The organism is Candidatus Thermoplasmatota archaeon, from assembly GCA_035541015.1.
GTDB lineage: Archaea > Thermoplasmatota > SW-10-69-26 > JACQPN01 > JAIVGT01 > DATLFM01.
In genome coordinates this window covers 1-13,920 of sequence record DATLFM010000065.1, presented here as the reverse complement: position 1 = coordinate 13,920, position 13,920 = coordinate 1, and the positions used below count along the sequence as shown (strand labels likewise).

General features: G+C 68.0%; 12 protein-coding genes. 10 read left to right on the top strand and 2 right to left on the bottom strand.

Annotated features, from left to right (window positions below; translation table 11 throughout):
- On the top strand, positions 1–265 hold a 265-nt coding region (locus tag VM681_05895; protein HVL87520.1), incomplete at its 5' end, for a hypothetical protein.
- 99 nt (positions 266–364) lie between these two features.
- On the opposite strand, the gene VM681_05890 is transcribed toward VM681_05895, so the two are convergent.
- Positions 365–1,084 carry a DUF599 domain-containing protein gene (locus tag VM681_05890; GenBank protein HVL87519.1) on the bottom strand — a complete coding sequence of 240 codons (720 nt, stop codon included), beginning with the start codon at positions 1,082–1,084 and terminating at the stop codon, positions 365–367.
- 53 nt (positions 1,085–1,137) lie between these two features.
- On the bottom strand, positions 1,138–1,863 hold the full coding sequence (locus VM681_05885) for a sulfite exporter TauE/SafE family protein (GenBank protein ID HVL87518.1): 726 nt from the start codon (positions 1,861–1,863) through the stop codon (positions 1,138–1,140).
- Positions 1,864–1,993: 130 nt separating this feature from the next.
- On the opposite strand from VM681_05885, the gene VM681_05880 reads away from it, so the two are divergent.
- The 9 genes from VM681_05880 to VM681_05840 all read left to right on the top strand — a co-directional run.
- On the top strand, positions 1,994–2,713 hold the full coding sequence (locus tag VM681_05880) for an RAD55 family ATPase (GenBank protein HVL87517.1): 720 nt from the start codon (positions 1,994–1,996) through the stop codon (positions 2,711–2,713).
- Positions 2,714–2,862: 149 nt separating this feature from the next.
- Positions 2,863–4,011, top strand: coding sequence for a hypothetical protein (locus VM681_05875; GenBank protein HVL87516.1), 1,149 nt, complete (start codon positions 2,863–2,865; stop codon positions 4,009–4,011).
- Positions 4,011–4,562, top strand: a complete 552-nt coding sequence (locus VM681_05870; GenBank protein HVL87515.1) for a hypothetical protein — start codon at positions 4,011–4,013, stop codon at positions 4,560–4,562. The genes VM681_05875 and VM681_05870 overlap by 1 nt, the downstream gene beginning before the upstream one ends.
- Before the next feature lie 2 nt (positions 4,563–4,564).
- On the top strand, positions 4,565–6,760 hold the full coding sequence (locus tag VM681_05865; GenBank protein HVL87514.1) for an ATPase, T2SS/T4P/T4SS family: 2,196 nt from the start codon (positions 4,565–4,567) through the stop codon (positions 6,758–6,760).
- A complete protein-coding gene (locus VM681_05860; GenBank protein ID HVL87513.1) occupies positions 6,757–7,818 on the top strand; it encodes a type II secretion system F family protein in 1,062 nt (353 codons plus the stop codon). Before VM681_05865 ends, VM681_05860 begins: the two co-directional genes overlap by 4 nt.
- A 4-nt stretch (positions 7,819–7,822) precedes the next feature.
- Complete coding sequence (locus VM681_05855) at positions 7,823–10,312, top strand: type II secretion system F family protein (protein HVL87512.1); 2,490 nt, start codon at positions 7,823–7,825, stop codon at positions 10,310–10,312.
- 5 nt (positions 10,313–10,317) lie between these two features.
- Entirely contained in the window at positions 10,318–10,905 is a 588-nt protein-coding gene (locus VM681_05850) for a hypothetical protein (GenBank protein ID HVL87511.1), read from the top strand.
- Positions 10,906–11,026: 121 nt separating this feature from the next.
- Entirely contained in the window at positions 11,027–12,988 is a 1,962-nt protein-coding gene (locus VM681_05845; protein HVL87510.1) for a hypothetical protein, read from the top strand.
- Between the two features lie 172 nt (positions 12,989–13,160).
- On the top strand, positions 13,161–13,920 hold a 760-nt coding region (locus tag VM681_05840), incomplete at its 3' end, for a hypothetical protein (GenBank protein HVL87509.1).

Genomic DNA, 13,920 nt, shown 5'->3' with positions numbered 1-13,920 from the left:
GTTCTCCACCGTGCGCGGCCTCGCGAACACCGACCTCGCCAACGGCGTCGTCACGTGGAACGTCGCGGTCGTGGGGGGCCAGAACTTCCACCTCGACGCGACGTGCTGCGGCGCCGACTTCGACGTCACCTTCACGACCGGTCCCTACGTGAACGGCGTCGGCAACGAGGGCGGGTCGGTTCCCGGTGCCGGCGCGGGGCACGCGACCGTCATCCTGTTCTTTGGACCGCCGGCATCCTCGTTCGTTTTCCACGCGGGCCACTGACGGGCGGGCCGGGATTCGAACCCGGGATCTCCGGCTTAGAAGGCCGGCGCCTTATCCGCTCGGCTACGGGCGCATGGGCAAAGTGCCGTCGGGACGCAATCATCTCCCGCTCTGCGTGGGCCCCTTCGCAGCGGCGGCAGCCGCGGCCGCGCGGGTCTCGCGCTCCTTCGTCTGCTGCTGCTCGTCGAGCGGGTGGCGCCACTTGCGGAAGTCGACGAAGCCCAGAAGGTAGAGGCCAAGGCCCACCTCGACCACGATCATCCACACGGGCGAGAACGTCCACGCGATGACGGGCACGGAGAAATAGAACGCGCGCTGCCCGTACGTGAAGCGGTTGTTGGCGCGGTTGAGAAGGTTCGAGAGATACGTGACCGCGTCCACGGGCTCGACGTGGCTGATGAGGTCCGGATCGGCGCCGATGAGCACGGTGAGCTGGTTCAGGTAGCGGATGCCGAACAGGAACGAGAGGAACGCGAAGGCAAAGAGGCCCACGAGGATGTCCATCTGCAGCTGCAGCATGGGCTCGGGACGCTGCGAGAAGCGGAACTGCAGGATGACGGCCATCACAAGCAGCGCCGACGAGGCCATGAAGCTCGAGGTCATGAGCAGGTTGCGGATCGCCTGCACGGCCATCGTGTGGTTCTGCTGGTCGATCACGCGCTTGACCCACGTGCGCCGGTACAGCGCGACCTTGCCCGCCACGGTGTCGAGCGGTCGGCGCCGCGCCAGATGCGCGTACAGCGCATGGTACCCGAGCGAGAGCACAAGGAAGAGACCCAGGGCCACCCAATCCAAGGGCGAGAGGTTCTCGAGCACCACGGCCTGGCATCGGCGGGCGGGGGACTTGACTCTTGCGCCCCGTCACGCCGGCGCTAGAGCCCGTTTTTCAGAAGGGCCACGGCCACGAAGGCGAGGAACACGGCAAAGACGGCGCGAAGGCGCGCGTCGGGAATCCGCACGGCCGCGTGCGCCCCCAGAAGCGCTCCCGGCAGCGCGCCAAGCGCAAGCGCGGGGGCAAGATCGAGCATCGCGGGCCCGTATCCGAGCGCGGCGTGGCCCCCCGTGGCGGCAATCGAGTTCCCGAGCACCGCGACAAGCGAGGTGCCAACGGCCGCGTGCATGGGAAGGCCAAGGAGCGCAAGCGCCGGCACCATCACGATGCCCCCGCCGATCCCGAAGAACCCCGCCGCAAGCCCCCCGGCGGCGCCCACGAGCGCCGCCACGGCCGGCGGCGCGGCGACCGGACGGTCCAACGGAGCGATGCGCATGCCCAGCCGCACGGCCGCGCCAAGGAGCAGGATGGCAAAGGAGACGCGCAGCGCCGTGTCGCTCACAAGCTCTGCCAGGAGCACGGACAGGAGCGAGCCCGCAACGCCGCCTGCGGCAAGCAGAACGCCCGTGACCACGCGCACGTTGCCCGCGCGGGCGTGCGTGAGAAGCGCCGGCACGGTCGCAAACGATGCGGCAAGCAGCGCGGCGGCCTTGGCGTCGTGCACGGACGTTTGGAGAAGCAGGACGGACAGCGGCACCATGACAAGCCCGCCGCCGAGGCCAAAGAGGCCGCCGGCCACCCCGCCGGAGAATCCAATGGCAGCCAAAAGGGCCCATGTCGCCGGGTCCACGCCTTCAAATACCATAGCCCGCTTAAGGCGAAGCCCTTTGGAGGCCTTTGAGAGCGTATTTGTAGAGGATATCCTCAAGGATCAACCGGGGAGCCCGAAGACCGCGATGCAAGAGCTAGTGACCACCGGCATGTCCGGCTTGGACGCCCAGTTGGGGGGAGGTATCCCCAGGGGCACCACGGTCCTCCTGCTCGCCGATCCCTCGAACGCCCTCTCGCTCTTTGCCGAGCAGTTCGCCGCAGGCGGCCTTGCCGCCGGCGAGCAGGTCTTCCACTTCGTCTTCGATCGGCCCCCCGCCGGCATCGCAGCGGGCATCGGCAGCCTTGCCAACGAGTACGGCGGCGCCAAGGGCCGCCTCACGATCTACGACGGCTACACGGGCCAGTTCGCCAACACGACAAACGGGCACAAGGAAGGCATCCAGAAGATCGACCGCAAGAACGTCTTCGGGAGCGTCCTCAACCAGCTCATGGCCGTGCAGCCGGGCACGCCCTACCGCCTCGTGCTCGACAGCCTCTCCGGCCTCACGCGCAAGAACGAGGAGGAGGCCGTGGACTTCTTCCGCGGCGTCGTGCACCTCGGGCGCGAGATGGGCGGCGTGCAACTTGTCACGCTCGTGCGCGGACTGCACGCCCCTTCGTTCGAGACGGCGCTCAAGCACGCGGCCGGCGGCGTCATGGAGATGGGCGTCGAGCGCAAGGGGTTTGGCGTCTACAGTTACCTCCAGGTGTCAAAGCTCCTCGACGTGCGCGACCCCACGCGGCTTCTCCTGTTCAAGGAGACCGAGAAGGGACTCTGGCTCGAGAGCACGAAGCGCGTGTTCTGAGTTTTATGACCCTAAAACGGAAAGTCGAAAGCGCACGATTTCGGGCCTTTCGCTGCTTCCCCAGTCCCGCTGCGTGCGCCCTTGATATGTGTCCGAGCCCGGACAAATGAGTTGCTATATATAATTCAAAGAACTGAGTCCGGGAGCGGATGGACGCGGGGAGCCTTCGGGGCATCGCCGACGCAGCGGTGAGCCCGGTCATCGGCACGGTGCTCATCCTTGCAATCGCCGTCCTTGGCATCGCCGTCGTCGTCACGTGGGGGCTGCCGGCGATCTCGGAGCTCAAGAGCGGAACCGAGCTTCGAGCCGTCATCGACCAGTTCCGCGACCTCGACGCAAGCGTCCGCGCGCTTGTCACGGGCTCGGCCGGCCAGACGAGCATCCGATGGCAGCCCTCGGTCGACGCCGGAAGCGTGAGCGTGAGCTCGCGGGGCGACCGGTGGATCGTCGCCGCGACGCTTGTCCCCGGCCACGGGTTCCTCTACGGCAACGCGACCGGCGACACCGCCACGATCGCCGTCCGCAACGTGGGAGCCTCGGTGCCGGACGCGACGATGAAGGCCTGGCGCATCGTGGGCGGGCAGGCCACGGAGCTCCGCGTCTACCGTTCGACCGACTGCTCGCTCACGCTGGGCTCGACGCCCCTGTCGCCGGCATGGGGCAACGACACCGTCAACGCGGCGACGGCCGTGCAGACCGTCACCTTCTGCACGAACACGTCCGTCCCCGCGCGCGTCTCGCTGCACGAGGGGCTCGTGCGCCTCGTCGTGTACAACGCGACGAAGGTGCCCGTCGAGTCCGCCTGGTTCAACGACCTCGGCGAGGTCGTCTACCAGAGCTCGCTTGGCGCGGCCACGAAGTACATCTTCGCCACAAACGGCGCGCTCTTCTCCGGCCCTCTGCACGGGCTGGCTCCGCAGAGCGACCTTCCCGTCTCGCCCCCGCACACGTTCGTGAACGCGGCGGGCGAGGAGACGGTCTCGCTGTTCCTGCGCATGATCGAGATCGACGGCACCGCGAGCTTCTCCGGCGGCGCCGGGCGCCCGGGCGTGTTCCTCAACCTCTACGGGACCTTCCGGCTCGCCGAGGAGGGAAACGTGCAAGCCGTGCGCATCTACGACTTCGGATTGCTGCGCGACGTGTGGTACGCGCACCTTGCGGAGACGGCGGCGGGCTACCGTTTCGTGGTGCGGGAGGGGACGGTGGGCGCAGAGGACGTGCGGTGGATCGAGCAGACGGAGGGGTCGACGCGCTTCCGCTTCACCTTCGTGCACAGCGTCGTGACGGTGGTGCCGTGATGGAGCGCGCGCCGCCGACCGCGTCGCGTCGCCTTCGCCCGCTTCGCGCAGCGCGCCGGTCCGAGGCCGGCGTGCAGGAGGTCATCGGCTACATCCTGGCCTTCTTCCTCTCGACCGTCGTGCTCCTGTTCAGCATGAACGCCTTCACCGTCACGCGTGGCAGCAGCCAGCTGCTGCAGGCCGCCGCGGAGCTCGAGCTTGTCGCCAACACGGTGGCCTCCCACGTCGCGCGCTTCTCGACGTACGCGGAGGTCTTCCCGAACGCGACCGCAAGCTCGCTTCTGCGCCTGCCCGCGGTCAGCGGCGTGGACTACTACGTCGCGCTGGGCCGCGACAACGTGTCCGTCAACACGACCGACGGGCGCATCCGCACGAACGCGACGACCTTTGCCGCCGGCGCGCTCTCGCTTGCCGTGGACGGCACGGCGCACGCGCAAGGCGGCCTCGTGCGCCTGTGCTACTGGCTGGACGACCAGGGCGACTTCAACACGGCAAACGACGTGAAGCATCTTCGGATCCAGGACGGCCGAAAGGCCTGCGGAGGGACGTAACAATGGCTCGATCGTGGCTCTCGCGAGGAAAGCAAACGCCCGAGGAACCCCCCGCCGTCGCGCAGGACGCGCCGGCGCCCGCCGACGCGACGGAGCCAAGCGCGCCCGCTGCGCCGGAGCGCAAGGGGCTTCTCCGCCGAAAGGCCCCCGCGCCGGCGGCCGAGGCCGAGCCTGCCGCGGGCGAGTCGGTCATGAAGCCCGCCGGCCTCTTTGGCGAAAAGGAGGAGGCGCCCGAGCCCGAGGCGCCGCCGGAGCCCACGCCCATCCCGCCTCTCTCCGAGGGGCAGAAGGAGCTTCTCATCTACCCCGTCCAGGCCCCCTACGCGTACGTGCGCGTCTTCTTCGACGAGAAGGCGAGCGAGAACGTCTACCAGGTCATCGAGCCGCCGCTCACCGAGCGCGAGAAGCGCATCCTCACCTTCGTCGAGTCGACGATGGTGGACATCCTGGAGGTGGGCCTCTCGGAGATGGACGAGAAGACCGCGGAGACCACGCTCAAGAAGAACATCGACGACATCCTGTACGACTACTCGATCGCCATCGACGAGACGACCAAGCAGCGTCTCACGTACTACGTCGTCCGCGACTTCCTCGGCTTCGCGAAGATCGACCCCATCATGCGCGACGACCTCATCGAGGACGTCTCCTGCGACGGCCCCGGCGTTCCCATCTTCCTGTACCACCGCAAGTTCGAGAGCCTTCGGTCCCTCGTCGTCTTCGAGACGCCGCTCGAGCTCGACAGCTTCGTGATCCGCCTCGCGCAGCGCTCGGGCAAGCACATCTCCATCGCCGAGCCCCTGCTCGACGCGACGATGGAGGACGGCTCGCGCCTCAACGCCACGCTCTCCGACGAGGTCACGGCCGGGGGCTCGACGTTCACGATCCGCAAGTTCCGCGAGGAGCCTTTCACGCCCACGGACCTCGTCAAGTTCGGCACGATGTCGGCCGAGATGCTCGCGTACCTGTGGATGGCCGTGCAGCACGGCGCCTCCACGATCTACTCGGGCGGCACGGCGTCGGGCAAGACGACGAGCCTGAACGCGATCCTGCTGTTCATCCCGCCGCAGATGAAGATCGTCTCCATCGAGGACACGCGCGAGCTCAACCTCCCGCACCCCAACTGGATCGCCGCCACGACGCGCATGGGCTTTGGGCCGCGCGACGACAAGGGGCGCCAGGCGGGCGAGATCGACATGTTCACGCTTCTCAAGGCCGCGCTGCGCCAGCGCCCTGAGTACATTCTCGTCGGCGAGGTCCGCGGCCAGGAGGCGTACGTGCTTTTCCAGGCCATGGCCACGGGCCACAGCGCCTACGGCACGATGCACGCCGACTCGGTCGAGAGCGTCATCCACCGTCTCGAATCCGATCCCATCAACATCCCGCGCTCGCTTCTCGAGGCCCTCGACATCGTCTCCGTCCAGATCCAGACGCGCATCGCCGGAAAGCGCGTGCGCCGCACCAAGGAGATCGTGGAGATCGTCGGGCTGGACCCGCACACGCGCGAGATCCTCACGAACGAGGTGTTCGCCTGGCAGCCGGCCACGGACACCTTCGAGTTCTCGGGCGTCTCGTACGTGCTCGAGCGCATCCGGATGGAGAAGAACCTCTCCGAACAGGAAATGAAGGACGAGCTTGCGCGCCGCAAGGAGATCATCGAGTGGATGATCGCCCGCGAGGTCCGCGACCACAAGGACGTCGCGCGCATCATCCTATCGTACTACCGGAACCCGGGGCCCACCATGGAGCGCATCCGGGCGGCAAGCGAGGAGTCGGGGGCGCAGGCCGCCGCGTACGCCGCCGGCAGCGAGGAGGCCAAGGAGCCCGAGGAAGCGAGCGGGCCGCCCGCCGCGCCGGCGGTCGCCGTGGCGTCGGAGGTGCTGGCCGCGTCTCCGCCCGCGGCAGGCGCCACGCAGGCCCCCGTTTCGCAGCCCGCGCACGCCGCCGCGCCATCCCCGTCCCCCTTGGCGGCGACAAAGGCGGGCGTGGCCGCGCGCGTCACGGCCGCCGGGCTTGCCGGCGTCATGCAGCTTCCAAGCGTGGACCGCGATCTTGCGATGCACCTGGCACAGGCGGGCTTCCGCGACGTGCAGGCGATCGCGCGCGCCTCGCCGGAGGACCTCGCGCGCGTGCCCGGCGTGGACGCCTCGCTTGCCGCAAAGCTCAAATCGGATGCGCAGGCGGCTGGGGGGAACCCGTGAAGCTGCCGAGCCTGCGGCGCAAGGAAACCGCCTTGCCCGAGGAGCCCGCCGAGGCCCAGGGCCAAGGCGCCGCCGCGACGCAGGTCGTCGTGGCCGCCCCCGCGCCGCGGGCGCCCGACGGCGTTCCGACGGCGCCGCGCGTGCCCGACGCGCGCGAGAACGACGCGGGCGTGGCCCTTTCGGCCGCCCGCATGAACGACTTCCAGCGCGTATCGTTCCGCCTCTTTGGCGGATTTGTCATCGAGCGCTTGGACACAAACAAGCTCGAGGAGGACATCATGCGCGCGCGGATGGGCGTGCGGGCCGAGGCGTACATGGCCTTCGCGCTCTTCACGGCCCTGCTCTGCCTCGTGGCCGGCGGGCTGCTGTCGCTGTTCTTGTCGATCCTGCTCTTCCCGCTGCTTCCGATCCCCCAGCCGCTGCCGCTGCTGCTTGCGGTCTTCATCCCCGTGATGATGGGCCTTGGCGCCTACGGCGCGATCCTCTCGACGCCGGCCTCGAAGGCGAAGGGGCGCGGCAAGGACATCGATCTCAAGCTCCCCTACGCGCTCAACTACATCGCGGCCATGGCCTCGGCCGGCGTGAACGTCGACCGCATCTTCCAGAGCCTGGCCCAGCAGCGCATCTACGGCGAGGTCGCGCGCGAGGCCGAGGGCATCTGGCGCGACATCGCGCTCTACGGCAAGGACTCGGTGACGGCGTTGAAGCGCGCCATCCGCCGCAGCCCCTCGCTTCGCTTCCAGGAGTTCCTGCAGGGGGCCATCACGACGACGGGCTCCGGCGGCGACCTCCAGGCGTACTTCTCGAGCAAGGCCCAGCGCTACATGCTGGAGAACCGCCAGGAGCAGCGCGCGTTCCTCGACATGATGGGCCTCATGGCCGAGACCTACGTCACGGTCGCCGTGGCCGGCCCCCTGTTCCTCATCGTGATGATGTCCATCATGGGCATGCTCTCGGCGCAGGGTCCCTTCCAGCTGTACCTCGTCACGTACATCATGCTGCCGCTTGCGAACCTCGGTTTCGTCTACGGTCTCATGGCCATGACGCCGGAGCTGTGATTCCATGGCCGCGCGCGATCTTCCTCCGCTCCCGGCGCTCCTTGCCTACGGAGCGGGGACGCTCGCGCTCGTCTCGGCGGCCGCAAGCGTCGTCTCCCCGCTCTCCGGGGTTCTGCTGGGCGGCCTGGCCCTCATGCTCCTGGCCTTTGCGCCGTTCCTTCTCACGGAGGGCGTGCCCGCGCGCGAGCATCCGGACGCGCGCTTTGCCAGGCGTTTCCGCCTGGCCATGCTCTCGCTTGCAAGCTTCGTGCTGCTGCTCGTCCTCCTGTTCATCGAGGCGCTTGCCGTCCTTGCCGCCGGCGGCGCGTTCGTGTCGTACTCGGGCTTTGCCGAGGCGTTCGTGCGGTACTTCACGATCGTGGCGGCCCTGTTCACGGTCGCGATCGCCGCCATGGTGGTCGTGAAGAGCCGCAACCCGTCCGAAGAGCGGACGACGCGCTTCCGCTCCACGCTCTCTGCGATCGGGTTCTCGCTCGTCGTCGGCTCCCTCGGGGGCTCGCTTATGGCGATCGGCGTCTTCGAGGTGCCGGCGCCCAAGGCCTCGTTCCTGCTGGCCGCCGGCGAGATCGGGCTTCTCCTCCTCGTCCGGTCGCGCGGCATGCTGCCAAGCTTCCAGGCCATGAGCGACTGGCTGGAGCACGAGGAGCGCCTCAAGGCCACCGAGTTTCCGGCCAAGATCACGTGGGCCCTCTCGGGGCTGGCCGGGAGTTTCCTTGGCCTTGCCGCGATCCTTTCCGTCGTCACCGAGCCAGGCCCCGTCCCGCTTCTCCTCCTTGGCTGCGGGTTCTTCACGATCCTCGGCAGCACGTACTCGGTCGGCATCAGCCGCCGGCCGGTCTTCGATCTCGAGGATGCCAAGGGGTACAAGGAGCACAAGCGGCAGGTCTTGGTCGCGCTCTCGGTAGGGATGACGGTCCAGCTTGCGGTCTTGGGCATCCTCGCCTGCCTGTCGATCGTCCACAAGGCGGGCGGGCCCACCACGCCCATCGTCTCGCTGTACGACGAGCATTTCATCCTCGTGATGGCGCTTGCGCTCCTGCCGCTTCCCGTCGTGAACGCGGTCCGCACGCGCATCCCGACGGACGTGCAGTACGACTACAAGCTCAAGGCCATCAGCTGGAACCTCTCCGTCCTCGTCCTCCTCGTCGTGGCCTTCGGCCTGTTCCTTGGAAGCGGCATCGCCGAGGGGTCGGGCTTCGAGCTCGACAACGCGATCGTGCTGCTGTCCGTGGGCGCGCTCCTCCTGATCCAGTTCGTGAAGACGCGCGCGCTTCTGCCCGGCGTCCTGTCGCTTCTGGCCTCCGAGATCGCCCAGAGCCGCAAGGCCGACCGCGACACGAAGGAGAAGATCGAGCGCCGCATGATGGCGACGTACATCGGCGGCACCGTGCTCCTCCTGTTCCTCGTCTTCCTCTCCGTCGGAAGCTCGATGCGCACGCCCTCGGGCCGGCCCGTCCTGGACCTTCCGGCGGGCCCGGTCCGCGACCTCGTCTTCGTCGCCGTCATCGCCTCGGCCGTGATGGTCCTTGTCCTCATCGTCGTCCGCTACTTCCAAAGTCAGAACATGGACGAGCGCGTGCTCGCCCAGAAGAAGCAGGAGATCGGCAAGAAGCGCCTCTCCAGCCAGGAGCTCACGCGCCTCATGGTGCTGGGCGCCAGCATCTCGGCCGCCGCAACGCTTGTCGTCGTGGGCGCCGCCATGCAGATGGGCGTCCTCCGGCCGATCCCGCTCGTGGGCGGCTTTGGGCTCAAGAGCGTGGACTTTTTCGTCTTCGCCATCCTCATCGGCCTTGGGCCCTACAGCATCTACCACAACCGCGAGAGCGCGCGCATCCGCTCCATCGACGCGCGCTTCCCCGACTTCCTGCGCGACCTCGCCGAGAACAAGCGCGCGGGCATGACGCTCACGCAGGCCATCGTGACGAGCTCGAAGGGAAGCTACGGCGCGCTCACCTCGGAGATCCGCAAGATGGCCGCGCAGATCGAGTGGGGCGTCTCCTTCAACGAGGCCCTCTCGCGCTTTGCGCAGCGGGTGAAGACGCCGCTTGTCGGTCGCACGGCTTCGCTTGTCGTGCAGGCCAACGAGGCGGGGGGCAACGTGGTGGACGTCCTCACCGCGGCCGCAGACGACGCGCGCGAGATCGAGCTCTTGAAGCGCGAGCGGCGAACGAGCATGTCGATCTACGTCATGATCATCTACGTCTCGTTCTTCGTCTTCCTGGCCGTCATCTGGATCCTCACGGCGCAGTTCGTTCCCGAGGTGGCCAAGGCCGTGCGGGGCGCTCAGGGCGTCTCCTTCGGGGGCATCCGCTTCCAGGCCTTCGACACCCAGGCCTTCGTGGACGTCTTCTTCCACGCCGCGCTCGTGCAGGGCTTCGGCGGTGGCCTTGTGGCCGGCGTCATGGAGGGAGGGCGGCCGGTGAACGGACTCAAGCACAGCTTCCTGCTCGTTGTGATCTCGTACGTCGTTTTCCGGTTCATGCTCGGGGGCTGATCGCGATGGCTCGGGACGAGCGCGGACAGATGATGATGCTCTCGGGCGTCCTCCTCGTGGTCGCCTTCGTGCTCACGGCGCTCACGCTCGCCGAGATCCGCCACCTCGAGCAGGAGACGACGAAGGCCACGGAGCCCGGCCTCTCGCACGAGTTCCGGTTCCTGCGCGACAAGGTCGCCACCACGCTTCGGGACGTCACGGGCGAGCACACGACCGACCTGTCGTTCCTCGTGGCCTTCAACAGCACGGCGATCACCGTGCGCGAGATCGCAAACGGGAAGGGCTACCAGCTGCACCTCGAGCTCGCGGGGAACGAGAGCGTGCTTGCGCCCAAGCGCGAGTACGACCACTACACCTGCCGCGCGGCGAACGTGGACGGCGGACGGTGCACCGCCTCCACGATCGGCAACTACACCGCCACGGCCTACAACGGCGCCGCCGTCTACGACGCCCGGCCGTACGACGGCGCAAGCGACGGGATCGTCCACGATTCCCCGACGCCCACCATCCGCGCCGTCATCGTCTTCTTCCACATGTCGGATCCCGCGAACTCCTTCGAGGAGATGCTCGTGATTCCGCTGAACCTGGTGTAACGAAACCACCGGCGCGGAGCGCCGAACCCAAGGAGAGGTCAACCCTTCGGGACGGGAAAGCTATTTGCCCGGGGGGCGTCCTAAGCGCTCTTCCGGAAACGGGGGAAGCATGCGGCCGCCTGTGGGTCGGGGAACCAAGGCGGCAAGCGCTCTTGTCGGACTCGTGGTCGCGCTTGCCGTCTATTCCATCGCGATGATGTTCTTGCTCACCGAGCAGCAGGACCTCTCTCGTCCACCCGAGACCCTGGCACCCTTGTCGGCGCAAGCGCGCACCGCCCTGGACCTCATCGTCGAGCGACCCGGAGTCGCTTCGACCGGCGGCGACTGGTCGCAGGACCCCGACGCCATGACGCGCTTTGGGCTTGCCTCGCAGGTGGCGGGGCTTCTGGACGTGGAGAAGCTGCGCTTGCTCAAACGCGGCGATTGGCAGGCCTTGCCCAACGGAGTCCCCGACTACGCGGAGATCCGCTCCGCGCTGGGGCTTCCCGACCACGGCGGGTTCCACCTCCGCACGGCGCCCGTGGCCGCCGGCCTCGACGATCCCGCGTTCACGCCGCTGCGCGGCATCCCGGTGGCCTACGTGGGCGACTTCCAGGAGGTCCACGGCGGCGGCAACCGGCGCACCGTCAACGCGAGCGCCTCGATGGCCGACCTTGGGACGCACGTGCGCGTCGACGTCACCATCCACAACAACGGCACGCAGGCCACCGTGTTCCAGTACGCCGTGGAGGTTCCGCTGCGGAACGCGACGGCCTCCCAGACGCAGAACACGCGCCTGCTGCTTCCCGACCAGGCCGCGACCGTCTCCTTCCGGCTCTACCGGGCCACGAACTGGGCCTGGGCCGACGCCGCCGAGCGGAACGTCACGATCCGCATCTCGGACGTGGACGACCTCGTCGGGACGCTCAAAGTGCAGCTTCCCCTGGACATGCGGACGGGGGCCCTCTCCGGCAACGACATCGGCATGCTGTGGATCGACGCGGCCACGGTCGTGCACGACGCCGGAACGAAAGCCACCTTCTACTTCGGCGCGCAGGCCGGCGACGGCAAGGACAAGAACAACGTCCCCGTCACGGTCGAGCTTTGGAACGCCGACACGGGATCTCTCGTCCAGTCGTGGTCGGGCGGCAGCGTCAAGACGGGCTCGAACGCAAAGGTCACCACGAGCGCCAACGTCGCCGCCGGCAACTACACGCTTGGCATCCGGAACTCGGACGGATCGATCCTTGGGAACGACACGATCCACGCGAGCGCCACGGAGGTCGCGAAGTTCACGCCCGGAGCGGGCCCGGTGACGCTTGTCGAAAGCGCCGTGAGCGTACTCGAGCGCGCGCTTCTGGCCTCGATGCTCCCCGATTTCGTGGACCGCCTGTACAACGAGAGCGGCGACGTGTACCCGGACGCAAAGAGCATTCTCAACGGGCCCTTCGCCGACAACCTCCCGCGCTACCGCGTCCTCGTCGTCGGAAGCGAGGTCGACCACAACTCCATGACAAGCGCGCAGGCGAAACTCGCCGTCATGAACTGGGTGCTCGACGGCGGTCTCCTCGTCGTCTTTGGGTCCAGCGACCAGCAGGTCGGGTGGCTCCAGCCCTTGTTCCAGGCGTCTCTTGCGACCTCCAGCGGGGGCGTGGGCGTGCCCGATCCCACGCACCCGATCCTCAACACGCCCGAGCGCCTCAAGTACCTGGGCTACAAGGACCGCGGCTACACGTGGCGGCTTGCGTCCCAATCGGCCGACGCCTTCACGCACGTCGTCGTGCGCGAGGGCGCAAGCGGCGGGGGGCAGGGAAGCTCCTCGGACTTCCTGGCCGTGAGCAAGCCCGGCTACTTCGGCGAGGGATCCATCATCCTGTCCGCGTGGACCCTCTGGGGCATCACGGACCCCCCCGACGAGCGCGAGTCCAAGGCGTTCCTCTACAACGTCGTCCTGCAGGCGTTGAACGTGTTCTACGTGGACTTCGGGCCGCCCATCCCGACGGACCGCAACGTGGGAAGCGCCACCCGGCTGGCGGTGGCACCGAACCCCATGAACTTCCTGACGACGTACCTCACCGTCGAGGTTATCCTGTACGTCTGGTAGGGCGGCCAGTTACCCTGGGGTTTCTTCACAACCTTCAAGAAGGATCAACCCATCGAAGCGGCGAGGAGGGCACGCCACGCGAGCCCGCGAGGGGCGACGACGCCCCGACCCCCCCAGACGTCCGGCTTCGTCGCCCAGCCTCGGGCTCGACGATCGCGCCGCCGGCGGCGTCATGAGCTTCATCGTCGCCGTGGGCATCTTCATGGCCGCCTTCTCGGTCCTCGTGCTTTTCCTTTCGAACATCGCCTCCGAATCCGGAAGCGTCACGCTGGCCGACCTCGAGTCGCGCTCCGCGGCCGGACTGGACGTGCTCTTGGGCGGACCCGGAGCCCCGCCCAACTGGGGTTCGAGCGGGGATGCGGCCAACGCCCTGTCCCGGATGGGGCTTCTGGAGGCCGGCAGCAACGTGCGCTTGGATCCGGGCAAGCTCCTCCGAATGGCAAACGCGCCGTACGCGGCCTCGCCGACCGACGGCCACGTGAGCTACGAGGAGGCCAAGCGGGCCATGGGCCTTTCCGGGTACGACTTCCACGTCCGCATCCGACCCGCGGGCAGCTTCGATCCGCTCGCCGAGCTCCGCAACGTGAGCGTCGCCTACATCGGCGACTGGCGCGAAGGGCAGGAGTGCCTGCACGTGAGCTCCGGCGCCGAATGCCGCGAGTCGCTCAACGAATCGCGCTCGCTCACCGAGCTTGCGCAGACGTGGGGCCTGCGCTTCCGCAACGCGACCTTCTTCCCCAACTTCACGCTTGCCCCCACGCTTGCCGCCGACAAGTTCCGCGATTCCGACTTCGACGAGACGGTCATGCGGACCAAACAGACGTACAACTTGACGCTGCGGCTCAACGGCTGGGAGACGGGCGGCTTCGACACCACGAACCTGAACGCGCTTGCGCACTGGCGCGTGGAGCCTCGCGTGAGCGGACGGCTCG

Coding starts and splice junctions, on each gene's coding strand:
- VM681_05875 (HVL87516.1), top strand. CDS start 2,863: ATGGACGCGGGGAGCCTTCGGGGCATCGCCGACGCAGCGGTGAGCCCG.
- VM681_05870 (HVL87515.1), top strand. CDS start 4,011: ATGGAGCGCGCGCCGCCGACCGCGTCGCGTCGCCTTCGCCCGCTTCGC.
- VM681_05865 (HVL87514.1), top strand. CDS start 4,565: ATGGCTCGATCGTGGCTCTCGCGAGGAAAGCAAACGCCCGAGGAACCC.
- VM681_05850 (HVL87511.1), top strand. CDS start 10,318: ATGGCTCGGGACGAGCGCGGACAGATGATGATGCTCTCGGGCGTCCTC.
- VM681_05880 (HVL87517.1), top strand. CDS start 1,994: ATGCAAGAGCTAGTGACCACCGGCATGTCCGGCTTGGACGCCCAGTTG.
- VM681_05855 (HVL87512.1), top strand. CDS start 7,823: ATGGCCGCGCGCGATCTTCCTCCGCTCCCGGCGCTCCTTGCCTACGGA.